Below are 21,704 nucleotides of genomic sequence, written 5' to 3' on the forward strand. Positions count from 1 at the left end.
GCGGGCGCGCGCCCCTTTGCCGTGGGCGTCGCCGCCCTCTGGGGCCTCCCGGGGTGCTGGATCCGTCATCGCAGACTCCTGACCGTGCGGTGTGCGCCCGGGCGGGCCGCCGGGGCGTGCGCTCAGCTGTGGACGTACGTGCCGGGTGCTGCCACCAGCGGCGGGTGCGTCGCACTGCCCATGCGCGGCGGGGCCTGCATCGCTCCTGCGCGCGCGGAGCCCCACTGCGCCCAATCCTCCCACCACGTGCGGTCGGTGCGGGTGGCTTTCTCCGCCCATCCCTCCGCGCTGTCGGGCAGCGGCTCGAGCGTGGCGGCGTCGGGGGCGCCGAGGGCCTTGCACCAGCTCTTCTTGCTGGGCGGGTTGACGATGCCCGCGATGTGCCCGCCGTTGGACAGCACGTACCGCGCGTCCTTGCCGAACAGCCGGGCGCCCTTGTACGACGATCGCCACGGAACGATGTGGTCCACGTCGGCGCCGACGATGTAGACGTCGCCGGAGAAATCGCGCAGGGAGATCGTGCGCCCGCAGATCTCGAACTCCTCCTTGCACAGCAGGTTCTCGCCGTACAGGTCGCGCAGGTATTCGGTGTGCATGGCCGCGGGCATGCGCGTGGAGTCCTCGTTCCACACCAGCAGGTCGAAGGCGGGCGGCGCCTCGCCGAGCATCCACCGCGACACCCAGTAGCCGAAGATGAGGTCGTTGGCGCGCATGAGGTCGAAGGTGGTGGCCATGTCCGTGCCCGGCAGGTAGCCCTTCTTGGCCATGAGCACCTCGACCTTGTCCAGCGTGTCCGGGTCGGTCATGAGACCGAGCTCGCCGGGCTCGCTGTAATCGAGCAGCGTGTTGATGAGCGTGAGGGTGCCGATGCGGGTGTCGCCGCGGCCGGCGAACAGCGCGGTGGCGATGCTCGCGAGTGCCCCGCCCAGGCACAGCCCCACGACGTCCACCGTGGGGGCGCCGGTGATCTCCTGCACCGCGTCGATGGCGGCGTCGATGCCGTCGGTGATGTAGTCGTCGAAGGTCACCGACCGCATGGAATCGTCGGGGTTGCGGTAGGAGATGACGAACACGGTGCGCCCGTGCTGGACGGCCCATTCGAGGAAGCTGCGGCCCGGGCCCAGGTCCATGATGTAGTACTTGTTGATCCACGGCGGGCTGGCGAGCATCGGAACGGCGTGGACCTCTTCGGTCTGCGGCCGGTACTGGATCAGCTCGATCAGCTCGTTGCGGAACACGACCTCGCCCGGCGTGGCGGCCATGTTCTCGCCCAGGGTGAAGGCGTCCGAGTCGACGCGCAGCGGGCGGCCTTTGCGCTTGAGCAGGTCGGACACCGCGTACCCGGTGCCGCGTGCGAGCGACTTGCCGCCGGATTCGATGGCGCGGGTGAGCACCTTCGGGTTGGTGACGGGGGTGTTGGTGGGGGAGGCGGCATCCCAGAACAGCTCGGCGAACTGGCGGGCCTTCGCCGAGGTGGGCCGATCGGCGTCGGCCGCGTCCACCAGGTCGAGCGTGAACGCGCGCGCGGCGAAGTACGACTGCACGAGCGCGAAGTAGACTGGGTTCTCCTGCCACGCCTTGTCGGCGAAGCGCCGGTCGCCGCGCAGCTCGGGCGCGCCGTCGACGTGGCCTCTGCCGAGCGCCACGCGTGCGGCGTCGCCGGGGATCTTGGCCAGGCGCGATGCGAGGTTCTCGGCGGCCGAGGCGATCCCCATCGGATTGCGTGCGGCACCCGCGGCCACCGTGGCCGTCGAGCCGAGCCAGCCGACCGGGTCGAGCTCGGCGGCGATGCGGGTCTTGACGGGGAATTTCGGCCCGGCGGCCTTCGTACCGGTCGTCGTCGTTGCGGCGCTGCCGTTCGTCTTCGTCGTGTCGGTTTTGTTCGTACTGTCGGTCATCGCCTTCGTCTTCTGCTGGTGGTTGAGGGTGCTGGTGGCAAGGGAAACGTCGATGGCCGCAGGTGCGGCCGGGGCGTCAGGAGTCGGTGTCGCCGAGGTAGCGCAGGATCATCCGGCACACGCAGACGGGGCGCTCGATGCCGGGCACGTCGAACACGAGGGACACGGCCACCTGGTAGCCGCCCTGGATGGGGTCGACCGCGTCGACGGTCGCGGTGGCGCCCACCTCGGAGTCCACGGGTACCGGCGCAGGGAAACGGACCTTGTCGAGGCCGTAGTTGATGACCTGCTCGGAGCCGGTGACCTCGAGGATGTCCCAGAACAGCTCCACGGCGAGCGAGAGCGTGAGGTAGCCGTGGGCGATGGTGGTGCCGAACGGACCGTTCTTCGCGCGTTCCGGGTCCACGTGGATCCACTGGTGGTCGCCGGTCGCGTCGGCGAAACCGTCGATGCGCTGCTGGTCGATGAGGACGCGGCGTGACGCGCCCAGTTGCCGGCCGGCGAGGGAGGGGAGATCGGTGAGACGGACTCGGCGCAGGGGCGATCGTGTGTCGGCCGGTGCGGAGGAGTGCGGGGTCATCATGTCCTTCGGGTGGTGGGCGGTCGGTGGGCACCGGCGCATCGCCGGGACGACTGCCGGTGTGGCACGCAGTGCGTGGCGGGAGAGCGGTGATCACGCGGTTCGGCGGAGCAGGAGCGGATGCGCGTGGACCGCGCGGAGGCGGTCACGGCTGCTTTCCCGGGCTTCGCGGACGAATCGGCATGCCGGCGGGGGCGGAAGTGCGACCCCGGGAATGCACTCTCCGGGGACGACGCATTCCATGCTAAATGTCATAACGAACGCAATCAATGGTGTGTGATCTAATTCATCACCGGCCCCGGAGTGCATACTCGCAGGTAACACTGCCTTCGATGGCGAATGAAATCAATTCTCGAATGCGCCATGTCCGCGCCGGCATCACTACCGGAAGGTAGGGTATCGCCGGATTTGGCGAAGGGGAATGGATTGGACGTCCGATAGGCAAAAATCGAATGGAATCGTCGCCCGAAAACGTGGACGAATCGGAAAGGGGGCGCGGAATCGCTCCGCTCAGAGGGTGGGCACGCCGTCGGCGAGCAGCGAGTGGACGGCGGCGTCGCAGATTTCGAGCATCCGGGCGCGGGTGATGCGCGACGAGCGGATGAGGGCCTGGATGGCGAGTCCGTCGAGCATGCCGATGAGCATCTCGGTGATGTCGGACCGGTCGAGGCCCGGACGGGTGAGGCCGGCGTCGCACACCGCGTCGACCGCGTCGCGCACGATCGCACGCCAGCTGTCGTACACGGCGTCGTTGAGCCGCTGCAGTTCCGGGCTGCCCAGTGCCGCGGCCCAGAGCTCGATCCACACACGCCACGCCGTAGTGGTGGCGGGGCCGTGGGGCAGGTAGGAGGCGAGCAGGGCGTCGAGGCGTCGCAGCGGGTCGGCGGGCGGATCGTGCATCCACTGGCGTCGGCGCAGCGAGCTGTCGAAGTTGAATGCGAACGCGGCGCGCAGCAGCGCGTCCTTGCCGTCGAAGTAGTAGTGCACGGTGCCGCTGCTGACGTCCGCGCGTCGGGCGACGTCCGCCACGCGGACGCCGCGGAAGCCGAGCTCGGCGATGGCCTCGCACGCGGCTGTGAGTATCTGCCGCCTGCGCTCCGCCTCGACACTGGGCCGTGCCATCGTCTCCGTCCCGCCTCTCCGTCCCCGCTTGTCCGCCCCTGCGGTCCCCAACCGGCGGCGGCGCCGGAGCCGGGGTCGAGGACCCTGGCCCCGGCGCCGCCTGCGCGCCGTGCCTCAGAGGTTGCGGGAGATCACCAGCCGCATGATGTCGGAGGTGCCCTCCTCGATCTCCTCGAGCTTGACGTCGCGCATCCACTGTTCCACCGGGTACTCGCGCGAGTAGCCCCAGCCGCCGAGGGTCTGCACCGCGGCGTGCGTGACGAACATGGCCGTTTCGGACGCGGTGAGCTTTGTCATGGCGGCGAGGCCGTTGACATCGTGCCCGGCGTCGAGCGCCCGTGCGGTGTGCAGCACCATCAGGCGCGCGGCAGTGATCCGGTTGGCCATGTCGGCCAGCCGGAACGCGACGGCCTGGTGCTCGATGATGGGCTTGCCGAACTGCGTGCGGGTGCGCGCGTAGTCCAGCGCGTACTCGTAGGCGGCGCGGGCGGCACCCACGGCGGCGGCGCCGAGCACGGTGCGCGAGATGTCGAAGGTGCGCATGAGCCCGTAGAAGCCCTGGCCCTCCTCGCCCAGGCGGTTCTCCTCGGGGACGAAGACGTTGTCGAAGAACAGCTCGCGGCACACGATGGCGCGCTGGCCCATCTTGCGCATCGGCTCGCCCCAGGTGAAGCCCTCGGTGTCCTTGGTGAGCAGGAAGGCGGTGACGCCCTTGGAGCGCTCGCTGCGGTCGGTCTTGGCGAACACCACGTACTGGTCGGCGGCGCCGGCGTTGGAGATCCACGCCTTCTGGCCGTTGATGCGGTAGCCGCCGTCGACCTTGTCCGCGTAGGTGACGATGGACGCGGCGTCGGAGCCGGAGCCCGGCTCGGTGGTGGCGAGCGAGGTCATCAGCGGCGAGGTGCCGGTGAGCGGGCGCAGCCACTTGTCCTTCTGCTCGTCGGTGCCGAGCGCCATGAGCGGGTCGGAGAAGAATCCGTTGGAGCACACCAGGTTGCCGATGCCCGGGTCGCCCCAGCACAGCTCCTCCTGGACGAGGCACTGGGTGAACACGTCGGTCATGCCACCGCCGCCGAACTCCTCGGGGATCATGAAGTCGGTGATGCCCACCTGGGCGGCCTTGGCGAAGATGTCGACGGGGGTGACCACGTCGGCCTCGTCCACCTCACGGCCGCGGGGGCGGATCTCCTTCTCGGCGAAGTCGCGGCAGAGCTTGACGATCTCGCGCTGCTCGGTGGTGAGGGGCCAGGGCTCGAACTCGAAGGCGTTCACGGGACGTCCTTTCTTGACTGACTGATTAATCAGTATTGTAGGCGAAGATGTAGTGCACGTCACTGGTGCGCGACGGGCAGCTCGGGATCGGGGGCGTGCGGGAGGCGGTGGCGTTCAGCGGATCATGACTGCACCGCCGTCCACTCGACGCACTCGTCGAGGCCTGCCCGGCCGAGCTCGCGGCCCAGGCCGGACGTCTTCCACCCGCCGAACGGCGCGTGCACATTGAACTCGGCGCCGTTGATGTCCACCTGGCCGGTGTCGATGCGCAGGGCCACCGACTCCGCGCGCGCCACGTCCGCCGACCACACCGCGCCGGCCAGGCCGTACTCGGTGGCGTTGGCCAGCTCCACGGCATCGTCGTCGCCGTCGTGCGCCTCGACCACGAGCACCGGGCCGAAGACCTCCTCGCGCGTGATCGGGTCGCCACGCTCGACGTCGGCCAGGACGGTCGCGCGGTGGTAGTGGCCGCCGGGGAACCCCTCGACGGGGGCGGTGCCGCCCGCGGCCACGCGCGCTCCGCGGGCGACGGCCTCGTCGACCATGGTGCGCACGGCGTCTAGTTGCGCCTTCGACACGAGCGGCCCCAGGTCGGTGGTGCGCTCCGCCGGGTCGCCCGGCCGCAGTGCGTCGGCCGCCTCGGCTGCGACGGCCACCGCTTCGTCGTACCGGTCGCGGGGGACCAGCAGTCGGGTCCAGGCGCTGCACGTCTGGCCGGTGTTGAGCATCGCCGACGCCACCGTGGCGCGCACGGCCGTCGGCAGGTCGGCGTCGTCGAGGACGACGGAGGCGGACTTGCCGCCGAGCTCCAGGCAGGCCCGCTTGATCAGTGCGCCGGCCTGCGCCCCCACCTGGCGGCCCACCGCGGTGGAGCCGGTGAAGGAGACGACATCGACGCCCGGGTGCGCGATGAGCGCCGGGCCCAGCACCGAACCGCGGCCCGGCACCAGGTTCACCGCCCCCGCGGGCAGGTCGGTCTCCTGGACGGCGTCGCAGAACAAGTAGGTGCCCAGCGGCGTGATCTCGGGGGGCTTGACCACCACCGTGCACCCGGCGGCCAGTGCGGCGCCGACCTTGGCGGCCAGCTGGTAGACGGGGTAGTTCCACGGGGTGATGCAGGCGATCACACCCGCGGGCCGGCGGGCCAGCGTGGAGTTGCCCACCTTCTCGTGCAGCGGGGTCTCGGCGGCGAGCCGCGCGAACGCGTCGATGATCGCGATGGCGAGGTCGATGTGCGCCTCCTCCGCCACCGTCACCGGCGCGCCCACCTCGGCGACCGTGGCGGCCACGAGGTCGGCGCGGCGTTCACGAAGCCGTTGTGCCAGCCCGGCCAGCGCCGTGCCGCGCTGCGCGGCGGTGCTGCGGCCCCACAGGGCGCCGGCGGACTGCGCGGCGGCGACGGCGTCGGCCGCGTCGGCCTCGGTGGCAACGGCGGCCCTGCCGATGATCTCGCCCGTCGCGGGGTTCTCGACGTCGACGGTGTCCGGGCAGTCCCGCCACCGGCCGCCGATGAGCACGGCGGACCGGTACCAGGCCGGTGATGTGGTTGTCATGCGGTTCCCCTCCTCGGAGGTCGCGGCGTGCGGGACGCCTGGGCCGGTCACGCGCCGGCGCCGGGGTCGGTGTAGATGGACTTGCCCAGCCACTGGCCACCATCGACCACGAGTACCTCGCCGGTGATGTAGGCGGCGCGGTCGGACAGTAGGAAGGCGGCCGACTCGGCGACCTCCTCGGGCGTGGTGAACCGCGCGGCGGGGACGCTGGAGAGCACGCGGGTGCGCGCCGCCTCGTCCGGCCACAGCGCGGCGCCGGCGCCCTCGGTCTCGGTGGGGCCGGGGGCGATGCAGTTCAGGCGCACTCCCCGCTCTGCCCACTCGACCGCGAGCGTGCGGGTCATCGCCACCACGCCGGCCTTCGCCGCAGCGCTGTGGACGGTGCCGGGGTGGCCGTGCCAGGCGTAGGTGGCGATGGTGTTGAGGATGGCGCCGCGCCCGGCCGCGAGCATGTGCTTCGACGCGGCGCGGGTGCCGTAGAAGGTGCCGTTGAGGACGATGTCGATGACGGCCTTCCAGCCGTTCGGCGACAGGTTCTCGCCGGGCACCACGAAGTTGCCGGCGGCGTTGTTGACGAGGGTGTCGATCCGGCCGAAGCGGTCGACGGTGCCGTCGATCGCCGCCTCGACGGCCGCGGGGTCGCGCACGTCGCAGGTCACCGCGACGCCCTTGCCGCCGGCCTCCTCGGCCAGGCGGACGGTCTCGTTGAGCGGCTCCTCGCGCCGGCCGACGACGGCGACGGTGCCGCCGGCGGCCGCGTAGCGCACGGCCACGGCGCGGCCGATGCCCGAGCCGCCGCCGGTGACGACGGCGACGCGCCCGGCGAATTCGGAGCGGGTGTCGGGTGCGGTCATGGTGGGGTCCTCCTGTGGTCTTCGTGTGCGGGAGTACGGGGGTGCCGGGGGGCGGTCCCGAGGCGGGGGTTATCGCCTGTCCGAGGCGATGACCAGGGCGTCGACGGCGACGACCCCGTCGGGGCCCACGCGCAGCGGGTTCACCTCGACGTCGTCGACGTCCGGCGCGGACACGGCCCGCTGCGACACCGCGACGATGAGGTCGACGAGCGACTCGACGTCGACGGCGGGACGTCCGCGCCAGCCCAGCAGCAGGGGACGGCTGACGAGCCGGCGGAGCATGCCGTGCGCGGTGGCCCGGTCGACGGGCGCCATCTCGACGGCCACGTCCTTGTACAGCTCGGCCTCGGTGCCACCGGCGCCGACGAGCACGACGGGCCCCATGTCCGGGTCGCGGCGGACGCCGAGGATCACCTCGACCACGTCGGAGCGTCCGTCCATCTCCTCGACCACGTAGTCGCCGTCGCCCAGCCGCGCGTGCATCGCGTTGAACGCGGCCGCGAGCGCGTGCGCGTCGGGGAGGCCGATCCGCACACCGCCCGACTCGCTCTTGTGCTCGAGCCACGAGGCCTTGAGCACGTAGGGCGCGGTGAGCACCGCCGCGGCCGCGGCGGCATCGGACTCGGAGTGCACCGTGCGCCCGGCGGGGAAACGGATCCCCGTCGGGGCCAGGAACTTCTGCGCGGCCAAGTACCCGGTGCCTTCGAGCTCCGCGTCGCGGGCGGGCGGTACCGCCAGCGAACGGGGCGGCGTGGACAGTCGCGCCGCTGCGGCCACGGCGCCCACCGCGGTCTCGATGCTGGGATAGGCGGGGAGCCCGTGCCGCCACATCGCGTCGATCGCCGGGCCGCCGGCGGCCATCGAGTGGATGACCAGGGGCTTGCCGGCCGCGCGCGCTGCGGCGGCCATCTGCTCGACGAGCGCGGTCTCCCGCTCGGCCAGCGCCGGATTGTCCACCGCGTAGCTGCCGAAGTAGCCGGTGAGGACCACCGCATCGGCCTCGTCGGACTCGAGCAGGTCGCGGACGATCCGCAGATAGTTCGCCAGGTCCTGCTCGCCGGCGCCGGCGAGGTCCACCGGGTTGGCGCAGGCCGCGCCCGCGGGCAGCTGCGCGGCCAGCCCGTCCGTGAGCTCGCGGGAGAACTCGGCCACCGCCAGCCCGGCGTCGTGCGCCACGTCGGCGGCGATACCCGTCTGGCCGCCGCTGTCGCCTACGATCGCGACCCGGCCGCCCGCGGGCGGCTCGGCGGTCATGAGCAGCCGCGCCACCTCGACGATCCGGCTGGGCGTGTGCACGCGGACGGCGCCCGCCGCGCGCGCCGCGGCGTCGACCACGTCGAGCGCCGAGGTCATCGACCCGGTGTGCGAGCGGGCCAGCCGGGTGCTGGCGTCGGACGCGCCGACAGTGAGCAGCAGCGTCGGCTTGCCCGCCTTGCGCAGGGCCGCGAGCGTGCGGATCATCTGCTCGCCGCCCGCGAAGCTCTCCAGGTAGAGCGCCACCACGCGGGTGCGTTCGTCGTCGACGAGGTCCTCGAGCAGCTCGGCGGCGATGACGTCGGTCTGGTTGCCGATGGAGATGAACCGAGAAATGCCCATCCCGGCCCGCTCGGCCAGGCCCGCGATCTCCGATCCCAGCTGCCCGCTCTGCGAGATCACCGCGATGCCGCCGGGTGCGAAGTGGCCCCACGCCAGCTGCAGGTCGGTGGACGCGTCGAAGATGCCGAGACTGTTCATGCCCACGATGCGGGCCCCGGCGGCGCGGATGCGCGCGGCGATGGCCGGCTCGTCGGCGACCCCGGCGGTGATGCCGAGGAACCCGCGCACGCCCATCGCCAGCGCCTCGTCGACCACGGCCGGCACCGCGGCGGGCGGCACGCACAGCGCCACCAGCTCCGGCACCGCCGGAAGGTCCGACAGCGACGGGTAGGCGGGCTCGCCCAGCACGGTGCCGCCGCCGCGGTTGACCAGGTGGACCTCCCGGCGGTCCCGGCCCTTGAGCGCCCCCTGGGCCAGCCAGTAGCCCCACTTGGCAGGGTCGTCCGACGCGCCGACCACCGCGACCGAGGCCGGGTCGCGGAAGGCGCGCAGGGCCCCGCGGCGCCGCGGTGACGGTGCCGCCGCGCCCGGCGCATCCCCGGGGGCGAGGGTGGTGGTGTCAATCATGATGGCGTCGTGTCCTTTGCACAGTGGTCTTGCGGATTGCTGCCGGCGGCCGTCGGGGGCGCTGTCGGCGGTCAGCCGGCGGCCTGTTCCCGCACGTGGATGAGGGTGGGGCGGTCCGCCGCGAGCGCCTCGCGGACGGCGGGGCCCACCTGGTCGTACGAGTCGACGGCGACGCCGCCGCAGCCCAGGGCGCGGGCGAGCGCCGGGAAATCAGGCGTGAGCAGGTCGACGGCGTGCACGTTGCCATCGCGGTCGACCATCTCGTTGCGGATCTCGCCGTAGCCGCCGTTGTCGACGATGACGAGCGGCAGCGCCAGCCCGGCCTCAGCGGCCGAGGCGAGCTCGGCGATCGTGAACATCACGCCGCCGTCGCCGAGCACCGCGACCACCTCGCGCTGCGGCTCGGCCAGCTTGGCGCCGATGGCGGCGGGCAGCCCGTAGCCCAGCGTGCCCAGGCCGGCCGGGTACAGGAACGACCGGGGCCGGTGCAGCGGCAAGCTGCCGAGCAGGCCGTAGTAGCAGGACATCGAGCTGTCGGCGGCGATCACCGCGTCGTCGCCCAGCGCCGCGTCCAGCGAAGCGCACAGGCCCAGGTAGGCGGCGCCGATCTCCCGCGCGTCGGCCTCCAGGCGGACGCGCCACTGCGCGGCGCGCTCGGCGCCCGCCCCCGACTGGGCCGCGGGCAGACGCTTGGTCAACGCCGCGAGGGCCGTCCCGGCGTCGCCGATGACGCCCACGGCGGGGCGTGCATTGGTGGCGATCGCGAGTGGGTCGATGTCGATGCGGATCAGCGGCGCCTCGGGCATGGGGCCCCACCACCAGTCCGCCGGCGAGAGCTCCGTGCCCACCGCGACGACGAGGTCGGCTTCGGGGACGATCTCGAGCAGCGATTGATGCTGCACGCCGGCACCGAGCGACAGCGGGTGGTCCTCGTCGAGCACGCCCTTGCCGTTGGCGGAGGTGACGACGGGCGCGCCGGCAGCCTCGGCGAAGGCCCGCAGTTCGCCCGACGAGGTGCTGCAGCCGCCGCCCGCGATGATGAGCGGACGCTGCGCCGCGCGGAGCAGGTCGGCGGCCGCGGCCAGCGCCGACTCGTCGGGCACGGTCAGGGCGTGGGCGACGGGCGCCTCGGCGGCCACCTCGGCCTCGGCCTCGAGCAGGTCCAGCGGCACCTCGAGGTAGGCGGGGCGGGGCCGGCCGTCTGTCATCGCGGCGAAGCACTGTGCGACGGCGTGCGGGATCTCCTCGACGCTCGTGACCCGCTGGGCGTGGCCGACGACGGCGCTCATCGCGTCGAACTGGCTCTTGACCTCGTGCAGCAGGCCGTTGTGCCCGCCGGGGTGCGCCAGGGGCATGCCGGGGGCGATGAACAGGACGGGGATCGAGTCCGAGTACGCCTGGGACGCGGCGGTGGCGGCGTTGAGAATGGCCGGCCCGGTGGTGGTGACGACCACGCCGGGGCGCCCGCCGGCCCGGGCGTACCCGTCGGCCGCGTAGCCGGCGCCCTGCTCGTGGCGGGGCGAGACGTGCCGGATGGGCGAGCTTTTGAGCGCCGAGTAGACGGCGAGGTTGTGGGTGCCGGGGATGCCGAAGACGGTGTCGACACCGTGGGCGACCAGGGCATCGACGATCGCCTGGCCACCGTTGACGAGTGGTCGGGACATCATTCACTTCACTTTCTGGCGCGCCGCCGGCCGCGGGGGCGCGGGCAAGGCGGGGATCTTCCGGGGGTGGGGCGTCAGTAGACGGGGAACGTGGCGGTGATGGTCTCGAGGCGCTGCGAAGCCAGGTTGAAGGCGGCCTCGCGCAGGGTCATGTCCTTGTTGTCCGCGAGGTCGAACATCTCGTGGCTCAATGTCTCCAGGCGCTCGGCGATCTTGCGGAACGACTGCTCGGGGGTGCCGTCGACGTCGCCGAAGAACACCCACCACCACCACGCGTTGGTGGCGGAGTTGGCCACGAAGTCCGGCGATACCTCGACGCCGCGGGCGGTGAGCAGCGCCTCCGCCTCCGGGGTGACCGGCATGTTGGCGGCCTCGGCGATGAGCGTCGCGCGGATCTGCGCCTGGTTCTCCTCGGTGATGCAGTAGGAGATGGCGGCGGGGACGAGCACGTCGGTCTCGAGACCCAGCCACTGGTCGGCCGGCAGCTGCTGGTCCTCGGCGCGCAGCGCGGCGCGGTCCACATTGCCCTTGGCGCTGCGGGTGCGCAGCAGCTCCTCCACATCGAGGCCCCGCGGGTTGAAGACGACGCCCTCGACATCGACGATGCCGACCACGCGCACGCCGGCCTCGGCCAGGTAGCGGGCCGTGGCGCCGCCCATCGAGCCGAAGCCCTGGATGACGGCGGTCGACTCGGCGGGGACGAGCCCGCGGCGTTCCATGGCGGCCAGGGCCGAGCGGGCGACGCCGTAGCCGCCGACGAGCTCGTCGAGCCGGATCCCGCCGACGACGCTCGCGAACGCGGTCTTCATGCGCAGCTGGGCGGCCTCCGGCGCGTCGACGACCTGCTCGGCCGCCTTGATCGAGGTGGAGATGCCGATCTCCGGGAGCATGGCGTCGATGGTGGTCTGCTGGACGCCGAAGTCCTCGCCCATGGTCCAGCGCTTCTCGATCAGCGGCGCCATCGCGGTGAGGAAGCGGCGAAGCACACCGTCGGCCTCCGGGCTGTACGGGTCGAAGTCGATGCCGCCCTTGGCGCCGCCGAGCGGGACGTACTGCGCGCCGTCCTCGAAGTGGATCGACTCCTTGAGCGTCATCCCGCGGGCGAGGCCGCGGACTTCGTCGAGGGTGCAGCCGGCACGCATGCGCAGGCCGCCGGAGGACACCCCGCGCACCAGGCGGTCGATGACGAGGTAGCCGGTGGCGTCGCTCTCGGTGTCGCGCCAGACCGACTCGAAGAAGGCGCCGTCTCCGTCGCCGTCGCTCGCGCCGATCGCGTTAGGAAGGGTCATCGGCATGGGGGTTCTCCTGACTGCGGTGCTCGGGGGATTCTGCTCAGCGGCTCCTACCGGGTGGTGCCTCTTACTGAGTGCTCAGTCAGTATGGCATGCATCACGAGGGGGGTCAAGGGGTGATCTGCGTGGGTATTCGCCGGCCGCGGCGGCGTTCGCGGCCCTCAGATTCCGAGCTCGCGCCGCACCGTGAGCGTGACCCAGTCCGCGACCTGCTCGCGGGTGACGGCCTCGTCGAACACGACCTGTTGCACGGCCAGGCCGTCGAGCATGGCGGTGAGCCGCCACGCGGCGCCGGCCGGGTCGGGGCAGTGGAACTCGCCGGCGGCCGTGCCCTCGTCGATGAGCCGGATGAGCACGTCCCGCCAGCCGGCGTCGAGCGTGCGGATCACGCCGCGCAGCTCGGGGTTGCGCAGGCTCGCGGACCACGACTCCACCCACATGCGCCAGCCGAAGGCGGTGCCGGTCGGGCCGTACTCGCGGAGCACTGCGCGCAGCCGCGTGGTCACGTCGCCGGCGGTGCCGTCGAGGACCGCCTGCAGGTGCGCCATGTCGTGGGCGGCGGCCGAGCGCAGGGCGGAGATGATGAGGTTGTCGAGATTGTCGAAGTGGTAGAACACCAGCCCGGCGCTCACGCCCACTCGCTTGGCGATGTCCGCACCGCGGACCTGGTCGATCCCCTTGTCCTCGATGGCCTCGAGGGTTGCGCCGAGGATGTCCTCGCGCCTGTCCGCAGATTCTTTTTTCACACGTGGCACGCCGCAATCGTACTGGTGACCGCGATAATGGTCGGTATGTGACCGATGACGGGGGTTGACAAGTCTGTGATGCGCACCGCACAGTTGGCGTAGCTGACTGAGTGGCTAGTCAGTTTCAAGGAGGTTCCGGAGCTGCGGTCGGGGGGCCGCGCCCGCACCGATGCCACGAACCGTGGAGGAGCGTTCGCAGTGCCCGATACATTGCCCATCGGCTCCGCAGAGGAGTCGCCAGATATGAGTACACCGCCCGCATCACCGGCGCCGCACGACCCGGCCGCCGCCTCCGCTGCCGCGGAGCCGCCGCCCGTCGGGGAGGGGGAGTACGCCGACCGCCATCTCAAACGCGTGATGAAGAGCCGTCACCTGTTCATGATCACGCTCGCCGGCGTCATCGGGACGGGCCTGTTCCTGGGGACCGGCCAGGTGATCGGCCAGGCCGGGCCGGGCGGCACCATCGTCGCCTACATCATCGGCGGCGTCATGCTGTACCTGACGATGGTGTGCCTGGGAGAGATGTCCGTCGTCATGCCGGTCTCCGGCTCGTTCCAGGCGCACGCGACCAAGTTCATCGGGCCGGGCACCGGTTTCAGCATCGGCTGGATCTACTGGCTGAGCTGGGCCAGCTTCATCGGACTGGAGTTCCTGTCCGCCGGGATCATCATGAAGTACTGGTTCCCCGACACCCCCACCTGGATATGGTCGGCGATCTTCATCGTCGTGCTGTTCCTCATCAACTGCTTCACCGCCCGCTCGTTCGCGGAGACCGAATACATCCTGGCCGGCATCAAGGTTCTGGCGGTGGGACTGTTCATCGGCCTCGGGGCGCTGGCCATGTTCGGCGTCATCTCGATGGACGGCGAGCCCGCCCCCATGCTGTCGAACTTCACCGGCAACGGCGGCTTCTTCCCCGCCAGCATCGGCGCCGTGTTCGCGGCGATGATGACCGTGGTCTACACCTTCATGGGCTCCGAGGTGCTCGGCGTCGCCGCGGGAGAGACGGAGAACCCGGCCAAGGCCGTCCCGCGGGCCGTGCGCACCATCGTCTTCCGCCTGGTGTTCCTGTACCTCGGAGCCATCGTCATCCTCATCGGCCTCATCCCGTGGACCGAGGTGGGCCTGGACGAGAGCCCGTTCGTCACCGTCTTCGAATCCATCGGCATCCCGTTCGCGGCGAGCCTGATGAACTTCGTGGTGCTCATCGCCGTGCTGTCCGTCGGCAACACCGGCCTGTACATGTGCACCCGCATCCTGTGGTCGCTGTCCAAGGAGAAGGCCGCGCCGAAGGCATGCGGGCGCACCACCAGTCGGGGCATCCCCATCGTCGCACTGGTCATCACGCTGGTCTTCGGCCTGTTCTCGCTGCTGTCGAGCGTCGTCGCCGCCGACACGCTGTTCGTCTTCCTCATCTCCGTCAGCGGCATCGGCGGCGCGCTGAGCTGGATGACCATCGCCTGGTCCCAGTACCGGTTCCGCCGCCAGTACGTGCGCGGCGGCGGCGACGTGCACGACCTGCCGTATCACGCGCCGATGTTCCCCGTCACGCCGATCCTCGTCATCCTGCTCAACATCGGGGTGTTCATCGCGATGGCCTTCGACTCCACCCAGCGGCTCTCGCTGATCCTGGGGCTCGGCGTGGTGCCCGTCTGCTACGCGTTCTACTACCTGGTGGTCCGCAAGCGCGCCGAGGCGTCCGCCCCGGTGCAGGCGGCGTGACGCCCGAACCCCGCAGCACGCACCCGCATCCCCGCTCCGCCGCCGTCGTCGGCGCAGGAATGGCAGGCCTGTCCACCGCCTGGTTCCTGCAGGAGCGCGGGGTGCGGGTGTCCGTGTTCGACCAGGCGTGGCCGGGCGCGGGCGCCTCGTGGGGCAACGCCGGCTGGATCACGCCGACGCTGACCACGCCGCTGCCTGAGCCGGGTCTGGTACCGCGCGCGGTGCGGGGGATGCTGCGGCCGGGCTCGCCGCTGTTCATTCCGCCCACGGTCGACCCCGCGCTCGCCGCGTTCCTCGCCCGCTTCGCCCGTAACACCACGGCCGCCCGCTGGAGCGCCGGGGTCCGCGCGTTCGCGCGGATCAACCGCCTCGCCCTCGGGGCCTATGACGTGTTGACCGCGGGCGGCGTCGACTGCCCGCTGCGCGAGGCCGAGCCGTTCGTGCTCGCCTTCGCGGACACCGGCGGCCTGCGCGACGAAATCGCCGCGGCGGACCGGCTCGCCGCCCTGGGGCAGCCCGTGGATATCGAACCGGTGCCCGCGGACCGGGCGCGCGCGTTGGCGCCGATGCTCACCGGCCGCGTCCACGCCGCCGCGCTGCTCCACGGGCAGCGGTTCCTCGACCCGCCGGCCTACGTCGCGGCCCTCGCCCGGGCGGTGCGCGACCGGGGCGGGACGATCCACGACGACGTGCACGTGGCGTCGGTGCGCGAACTCGGCGGACGGGTCGAGCTGACCGGGACGGACGGCGCGATCGGCTCTGCCGACGCTGCCGTGATCGCGACCGGTGCGGCGCTGCCCGCGCTCGCCCGGCACCATGGGGTGCGGTTGCGCATGCGTGCCGGCCGCGGCTACAGCTTCGCGGTGGCGCCCGACGACCCGCCCGTAGGCCCGGTGTATTTCCCCGGCGCCGCGGTGGTGTGCACGCCGTTGGGCCAGCGGATGCGGATCGCCGGGATGATGGAGTTCCGTCGGCACGGCGCGCCCCTCGATCCGCGTCGCATCGACGCGATCGCCGCCGCCGTGCGCCCGCTACTGCGCGGCGTCGACCTGGACGACCGCGCCGACGAGTGGGTGGGCTCGCGGCCGTGCACCGTCGACGGGCTGCCGCTGATCGGCCGTACCCGCACGCCCCAGGTGTACGTCGCGGGCGGGCACGCCATGGAGGGCATGACGCTGGGGCCGGCGACGGGCCGGCTGCTCGCCGAATCGATCGTCACCGGCACCGTGCCCGCGGCGATCGCGCCGTTCGACCCGCTGCGGTAGGGCGGGAGCCGCGCCGGGTGGAGCTCTGCGGGGTGGCCGTCGTGGAGTGGGGCAAGGCTGGCTGGCGAGGCCCCGTCGAGTGGGGCCGTGCGGGGCGGGTTTCCGCGCGCGGGCGCCCGGATCAGCCCCACTCGACGGGGGAAGCACGGGGACCCACATGGAAGCACGCCCGCCGCGGCCCGTCCGGTTCGTTCCGGACGGGCCGCGGCGGGCGGTGCGTTCTCTCGGGTGGGCGATGCCCGCGTCAGGCCTTGTCGCCCAGCACCACGAGGTCCTCCACCGGCCACGACAAGTTCACCGCGGCGCCGGGAACGACGCCGTCGGGCGCGTGCGGCACCGGCGTGCGGGCGATGATGTGCCGCCCGTACGCGTCCAGGATCTGCACCTGCCGGCAGTTACCGAAGTACACGCTGTCTTCCACGGTGCCGGTGATGAAGTCGTGGTGCGACGGCACCGGGATCTCGCGGGCGGTCACTGAGATCCGCTCGGGCCGCAGCATCACCCGGGCCGGTCCGTGGCCTTGCCCGTCAGTGTCGGCCACGCGGAAACCGCCGCTGATCGGGTCGTGGAAGCCGTCGGGCCCCAGCGTCCCCTCGAAGATGTTCGACGCGCCGATGAACTCCGCGGTGAACTGCGAGTTGGGCTTGCGGTAGAGCTCCTCGGGGGTGCCCACCTGCACGATCTTGCCGCCGCGCAGCAGCGCGATGCGGTCGGACATCGCCAGCGCCTCGTCCTGGTCGTGGGTGACGAAGATGAACGTGATGCCCAGTTCGCGGTGCAGCCGCCGGATCTCCAACTGCAACTGTTCGCGCAGCAGTTTGTCGAGCGCGCTCAGCGGCTCGTCCATGAGCAGCACCGACGGCTGGAACACGACGGCACGGGCGAATGCGACGCGCTGGCGCTGCCCGCCTGAGAGCTCGTCGGGCCGTCGCTTGCCCAGGTGGCCCAGCTCCACCATCTCCAGTGCGTCGGCCACCGCCTTGCGGGTCTCGGCCTTGCCGCGCCGCTGGCGGCGCAGTGGGAATGCGACGTTGTCCGCGACGCTCATGTGCGGAAACAGAGAGTAATTCTGGAAGACGACGCCGAAGCCGCGCTTGTGCGCCGGCACTTTGTTCAGCGGCCGCCCGTCCACCTCGATCGTGCCGGAGGTGGCGCCGGTGAACCCGGCGATCACATTGAGCAGAGTCGACTTGCCCGAGCCGCTCGAGCCCAGCAGCGTCATGAACTCGCCGCCGCGGATCTCCAGGTCCAATCCGTCGAGAACAGTGTTGGACCCGTAGGACTTGCCGACGCCGCGGATCGAGATGGCGGCGCCCGGCCGGCGGTCGGACGTGGACGGCGCGGGGGACGGGGTCGAAACGGTGGTGCTCACGGTTGGACTCCAATCGCCGCCGGAACACGGCGGTCAAGGTATTTGCGCACGGCCTTGCGGGAGAGCGAGGTCAGGCCGTACAGGACGAAGGATGCGACGATGACGAACAGCGTCAGGCTCGCGATGGCGGCGACGGTGGGCTCCACCTGCACACGGATGCCGGACCAGATCTGCACCGGCAGCGTCCGCATCATGGGGCCGGACAGGAAGATCGCGCTGACCACCTCGTCCCAGGAGGTGATGAAGGCGAACAGGGCTCCGGCCAGGACGCTGGGCGCGATGTTGGGCAGGGTCACGCGGAAGAACGTCGACACCGGGCCGGCGCCCAGGCTGTGGGCGGCCAGCTCCAGGTCGCGGTCGTAGCCGGCGAGCCCGGCGGCCACGTTGATGGTCACGTACGGAACGGCAAGCGCGGTGTGCACCAGGATGAATCCCAGCGGTGTCTCCGTCAGTCCGATGCGCAGGAACACGATGTACACCGCGAGCCCCACGATGACGTACGGCACGATGATGGGCGCCAGCAGCACCGCGGTGACGGCGCCCCGGAGCGGATACCGCCCGCGCACGAGGCCCATCGCTGCCAGCGTGCCCAGGACGACCGCGCAGATGGTGGCGAACACGGCCACCTCAAGGCTGTTGAGGGCGGATTCGATCCAGACGGGGTCGTCGATGAGCTGGTGGTACCAGCGCGTGGAGAACTCCTTCGGCGGGAACTTCAGGAACGCGCTCTTGGCGAACGACATCGGGACGATGATCAGCACCGGGAACAGCAGGTACAGGACGGTGAGTGCGGCCAGCAGCGACAGGCCGGCGCGGGTGAGGATGCGTGTCATGATGCCTGCCCCAGGATGTACTTCTTCATGTCGACGAACCGCCCGGCGATGGCCAGGAGGACGAACGTGCTCACGAGTAGGAGCACGCCGAGTGCGGCGGCGAAGCCGAACTGCAGCACGGAGGACACCTGCTGCACGATGAGCTCGCCGATCATCGTGTTACTGGGTCCGCCGAGCAACGCCGGGGTGATGTAATAACCCAGCGCCTGGATGAACACCAGCACGATGCCGGCGAACAGCCCGGGGAGGGTGAGCGGTGCGTACACCTTGATGAACGCGAGCGACGGGCGTGCGCCCAGGCTCTCCGCTGCCAGCAGGAGGCGCCGGTCGATCCCGCGCATCGTCGCGTACAGCGGCAGCACCAGGAACGGCAGGGTGATCTGCACCATGCCGAACAGCACTCCCGGCATATAGCGCAGCAGCGGCAGCGGGCCGTCGATCACCCCGGCCGACTCGAGCGCGGTGTTGATGACGCCGGTGTCGCGCAGCACGATCACCAGCGCGAAACTGCGGATGAGCAGACTGGTCCAGAACGGCACCAGCACGCCCACCAGCATGACCGCCCGCCAGAACGGCGTGGCCAGCGTCATGAGATACGCATAGGGGAAACCGATGAGCACGGTGAGTGCGGTGGTCGACAGCGCGATGACGAAGGTGTTGCGCAGCACCTTCAGGTACAGCGAGTTCTCCCAGATGGCGCGGTAGTTCTCCAGCCCGACTGTCGGATCGGTGAAACTTTTCGCGAGCATCACCACGAGCGGCAGCAGGAACACGAGGGTGAGGAACACGAGCACGGGGAGCAGCAGCATGCCCCAGCGGTCGACGGCGAACCGACGCGGCCAGGTGCGCGGCCGTGCGGGGGCTTCGTCGTCTGTGCGGCCGCGTCCCAGGTCCGGGCTCTCGATGACGGCGGTCATGACAGGGTCCACTCATTCAGTCGTTCGGAGACCTCGGCGTAGTGCTCGGCCCAGTACTTGTAGTCGATGACCACTGAGGACTTGTCGAGGTTGGGCGGGTAGGTGGACAGCTCGCGCGCGAGCTCCGGCTCGACGAGGTCCAGGGCGTGCGGGTTGACAGGTGAGAACTGGCTTTCCTCGGCGTCGCGCGCCTGGCCTTCGGTGTCGCCGAGGAAATGGGTCATCCACCGCATCGCGGTGTCGGTGTTGGGATAGCCGCGGGGAATGACGATCTGGTCGTAGGAGACCATGTTCTGTCCCCACTCGTTGGCCACCGGTTCGCCGTCCATCGCGGCCTGGGCGATGCGGCCGTTCCATGCCATGACCAGGGGCGCCTCGCCGCTCGCGACGAGCTGCGTCTGCTCGTCGCCGGTGTTGTAGAACACGATGCTGTCCTTGATCGTGTCGAGTTTGCGGAACGCGCGGTCGATGTCGAGCGGATAGAGGTCCTCGGGGGCGACGCCGTCGGCGAGCAGGGCCGCCTCGAAAATGCCGCCGGTCGCATAGTTCCAGAACCCGCGTTTTCCGGGGAAGCGCGCGGTGTCGAAGAATTCGGCCCAGGTCGTGGGGTGACCGTGGGGGAATGCGTCGGTGTTGTACGCGATGTTGAAGGCGTACAGCAGGTTCGGGACCGCGCATTCCGAGACGTAGCGGGAATCGATGCCGGCGGATCGCGCGGCGTCGAATATCTCCGGGGATAGTGGGGTGATGAGGCCGGAATCGCAGGCGTTCTCCGCGAAGTTCGGCTCCACCTCCACCACGCCCCACGACACATTGCCGGATTCCACCTGCGCACGCAGCTTGGCGTAGTCGGTGGGCGAGTCCTGGAGGATCTTGATCCCGTTCTGCTCGCCCCAGGGGCGCACGTAGCTGGCGAGGTGCACGCGCTGTGAGGCGCCGCCCCACATCGTCACCTCGAGCGTGTCCGCGGGGTCGACGCTGCTGCATGCAGTGAGGGCCGCGAGGGCGACGAGCCCTGCCGCCGCCCCCGCTCTTCGTCTTGGGTGGGCCACTCGCACTCCTAAACTGACTGAACACTCAGATAGCTTTCATGAAGTGTGATGTGCTGCACCCGATAAGTCAAGTGTGGGCGGCGGCACCGCATGGGTGAGCCCCCCGCGATCAGCGGGCGATTGACCAGGGCGGACGTCCGTCTGTCGCGTGCGGTGCGGGGCGTGGCCTACACCGACGCCCGCCTATTGCGGCGCCGAGGCGGAGCGCCGGTGCCGGCGGAAACGCTGTGCTCCTGCCGATCGGGCGGCCGTCACGGGAACGGCGTGCGTCGCGCGTGCGAGTCCGACGGCCCGGCTGTCGTTGTACACCGACTCGGCGCGGTCGACCACGTACGTTTCGTGCCAGATGCCCACCGCGCCCGGGTTCTTCCGGGCCCGGCGATGGAACGCACGCCATGCCGGCAGGTGTCGGCCTTCCGGGGCGGCGGCGTAGGCGTAGAGCGCCTGCTGTGAATCCCAGTACTGCAGGACTGTGGGGCCCGTGCGCATGGCGAGGTACTCGTAGCCGAGCAGGCCGGAGTGCTCCTGCGTCTCGAGCTCGCGGAGCATGCGCGGCATCGCGGTGAATACGGGCAGCCACAGGTCCGGGCGCCAGGGCTTCGTAATGGTCATCCCGATGAGGAAGACGACGAGATCGCCGTCGTGATCGTGGGTGAGGCGGCTGGACCGCATGGCTCCTCCTTGGTTGGAGAGTGACGCTATCCAGTATTGGAGAGTGTTACTATCCAAGTCAAGGGTGAAGGGGGCCGGAGTGCAGATCTCGGAGCTGAGCAAGCGATCGGGCGTTGCCGTCGCGACCGTCAAGTACTACCTGCGCGAGGGCCTGCTTCCAGAAGGCGAGCGCGTCTCGGCGACGCGGGCCGAGTACGACGACGCGCACGCGCGACGGCTGGCGCTCATCCGTGCGCTGATCGGCGTCGGCGGGCTCAGCGTCGCGGGGGCCAAGGCCGTGCTCGAGGAGATCGACGACCCGCCGGAATCGCTGCACGACGTCATCGGATCGGCCTACATGCGGCTGCCGAGTGCGGTTCCGGGCGCCGGAGCCGCACCCGAGGGTGCCACGGACCGGGCATCGCTGCTGCTCCGCGACCTCGGATGGGATGCGGCGGAGCGCGAATGCGCGGACGAGGTGGCCGGGCTCGCCAGGGCGATCGGCGCGATCGATGCGGCCGGGCTCGCGGTGTCGCGCACGGACCTGGCGGAGTATGGGCTCGCGATGGGTGAAGTGGCTCGGCGCGAGGTGGGGCGGACGCCGACCGAGTCCATTCCCGCCGCCGTGCGCTACGTGGTCCTGGGCACCGTCGTGGTCGAACCGCTGCTACTGGCGCTGCGGCGGCTCGCGCACGTGGAGATGTCGCGCCGGCTGCTCGGCGCGCCCCCGCAGTGAGGGATCGCGTGG

At 70.9% G+C, this 21,704-nt stretch carries 18 protein-coding genes; 3 read left to right on the forward strand and 15 right to left on the reverse strand.

Annotated elements, in window-relative coordinates; all coding sequences use genetic code 11:
- Positions 1-122 precede the first annotated feature (122 nt).
- The 10 genes from H4F70_RS01410 to H4F70_RS01455 all read right to left on the reverse strand — a co-directional run bounded on the left by H4F70_RS01410 (position 123) and on the right by H4F70_RS01455 (position 13,153).
- Positions 123-1,898 (reverse strand): PHA/PHB synthase family protein, encoded by a 1,776-nt coding sequence (locus H4F70_RS01410; protein WP_182358746.1) that lies wholly within the window; start codon positions 1,896-1,898, stop codon positions 123-125.
- A gap of 76 nt (positions 1,899-1,974) precedes the next feature.
- Complete coding sequence (locus H4F70_RS01415) at positions 1,975-2,478, reverse strand: MaoC family dehydratase (protein WP_182360084.1); 504 nt, start codon at positions 2,476-2,478, stop codon at positions 1,975-1,977.
- Between the two features lie 510 nt (positions 2,479-2,988).
- The gene (locus H4F70_RS01420; protein WP_182358747.1) at positions 2,989-3,600 is read right to left on the reverse strand and encodes a TetR/AcrR family transcriptional regulator; all 612 of its coding nucleotides are present in this window, start codon (positions 3,598-3,600) and stop codon (positions 2,989-2,991) included.
- Between the two features lie 114 nt (positions 3,601-3,714).
- Positions 3,715-4,872 carry an acyl-CoA dehydrogenase family protein gene (locus H4F70_RS01425; RefSeq protein ID WP_182358748.1) on the reverse strand — a complete coding sequence of 386 codons (1,158 nt, stop codon included), beginning with the start codon at positions 4,870-4,872 and terminating at the stop codon, positions 3,715-3,717.
- Between the two features lie 122 nt (positions 4,873-4,994).
- On the reverse strand, positions 4,995-6,425 hold the full coding sequence (locus H4F70_RS01430; protein WP_182358749.1) for an aldehyde dehydrogenase family protein: 1,431 nt from the start codon (positions 6,423-6,425) through the stop codon (positions 4,995-4,997).
- Positions 6,426-6,472: 47 nt separating this feature from the next.
- Positions 6,473-7,279, reverse strand: a complete 807-nt coding sequence (locus H4F70_RS01435; protein WP_182358750.1) for an SDR family oxidoreductase — start codon at positions 7,277-7,279, stop codon at positions 6,473-6,475.
- A 69-nt stretch (positions 7,280-7,348) separates the two neighbouring features.
- On the reverse strand, positions 7,349-9,442 hold the full coding sequence (locus H4F70_RS01440) for an acetate--CoA ligase family protein (RefSeq protein ID WP_182358751.1): 2,094 nt from the start codon (positions 9,440-9,442) through the stop codon (positions 7,349-7,351).
- 71 nt (positions 9,443-9,513) lie between these two features.
- Positions 9,514-11,109, reverse strand: coding sequence for a thiamine pyrophosphate-binding protein (locus tag H4F70_RS01445; RefSeq protein ID WP_182358752.1), 1,596 nt, complete (start codon positions 11,107-11,109; stop codon positions 9,514-9,516).
- A gap of 71 nt (positions 11,110-11,180) precedes the next feature.
- The gene (locus tag H4F70_RS01450; RefSeq protein WP_235681275.1) at positions 11,181-12,395 is read right to left on the reverse strand and encodes a Glu/Leu/Phe/Val dehydrogenase dimerization domain-containing protein; all 1,215 of its coding nucleotides are present in this window, start codon (positions 12,393-12,395) and stop codon (positions 11,181-11,183) included.
- Positions 12,396-12,559: 164 nt separating this feature from the next.
- Entirely contained in the window at positions 12,560-13,153 is a 594-nt protein-coding gene (locus H4F70_RS01455) for a TetR/AcrR family transcriptional regulator (protein WP_235681276.1), read from the reverse strand.
- Between the two features lie 234 nt (positions 13,154-13,387).
- Here H4F70_RS01455 and H4F70_RS01460 point away from each other — a divergent pair, with 234 nt between their 5' ends.
- Complete coding sequence (locus H4F70_RS01460) at positions 13,388-14,866, forward strand: amino acid permease (protein ID WP_182358754.1); 1,479 nt, start codon at positions 13,388-13,390, stop codon at positions 14,864-14,866.
- Positions 14,863-16,131, forward strand: coding sequence for an NAD(P)/FAD-dependent oxidoreductase (locus H4F70_RS01465; protein ID WP_268968349.1), 1,269 nt, complete (start codon positions 14,863-14,865; stop codon positions 16,129-16,131). The genes H4F70_RS01460 and H4F70_RS01465 overlap by 4 nt, the downstream gene beginning before the upstream one ends.
- Positions 16,132-16,375: 244 nt before the next feature.
- Here H4F70_RS01465 and H4F70_RS01470 read toward each other — a convergent pair whose 3' ends face one another.
- The 5 genes from H4F70_RS01470 to H4F70_RS01490 form a co-directional block, all read right to left on the reverse strand.
- Complete coding sequence (locus tag H4F70_RS01470; protein ID WP_182358755.1) at positions 16,376-17,503, reverse strand: ABC transporter ATP-binding protein; 1,128 nt, start codon at positions 17,501-17,503, stop codon at positions 16,376-16,378.
- Positions 17,500-18,336: an ABC transporter permease gene (locus tag H4F70_RS01475; RefSeq protein WP_182358756.1), complete on the reverse strand. Its 837-nt coding sequence runs from the start codon at positions 18,334-18,336 to the stop codon at positions 17,500-17,502. Before H4F70_RS01475 ends, H4F70_RS01470 begins: the two co-directional genes overlap by 4 nt.
- Positions 18,333-19,253 carry an ABC transporter permease gene (locus tag H4F70_RS01480; protein ID WP_182358757.1) on the reverse strand — a complete coding sequence of 307 codons (921 nt, stop codon included), beginning with the start codon at positions 19,251-19,253 and terminating at the stop codon, positions 18,333-18,335. The genes H4F70_RS01475 and H4F70_RS01480 overlap by 4 nt, the downstream gene beginning before the upstream one ends.
- A complete protein-coding gene (locus tag H4F70_RS01485) occupies positions 19,250-20,305 on the reverse strand; it encodes an ABC transporter substrate-binding protein (RefSeq protein ID WP_220471751.1) in 1,056 nt (351 codons plus the stop codon). Before H4F70_RS01485 ends, H4F70_RS01480 begins: the two co-directional genes overlap by 4 nt.
- Positions 20,306-20,488: 183 nt before the next feature.
- Positions 20,489-20,977, reverse strand: a complete 489-nt coding sequence (locus H4F70_RS01490) for a DUF4188 domain-containing protein (RefSeq protein WP_182358758.1) — start codon at positions 20,975-20,977, stop codon at positions 20,489-20,491.
- A gap of 79 nt (positions 20,978-21,056) precedes the next feature.
- Between H4F70_RS01490 and H4F70_RS01495 the strand changes: the two genes are divergently transcribed.
- Positions 21,057-21,692 (forward strand): MerR family transcriptional regulator, encoded by a 636-nt coding sequence (locus H4F70_RS01495; RefSeq protein ID WP_182358759.1) that lies wholly within the window; start codon positions 21,057-21,059, stop codon positions 21,690-21,692.
- Positions 21,693-21,704: the final 12 nt, after the last annotated feature.

It is taken from the genome of Tomitella gaofuii, assembly GCF_014126825.1.
Taxonomy (GTDB): domain Bacteria; phylum Actinomycetota; class Actinomycetes; order Mycobacteriales; family Mycobacteriaceae; genus Tomitella; species Tomitella gaofuii.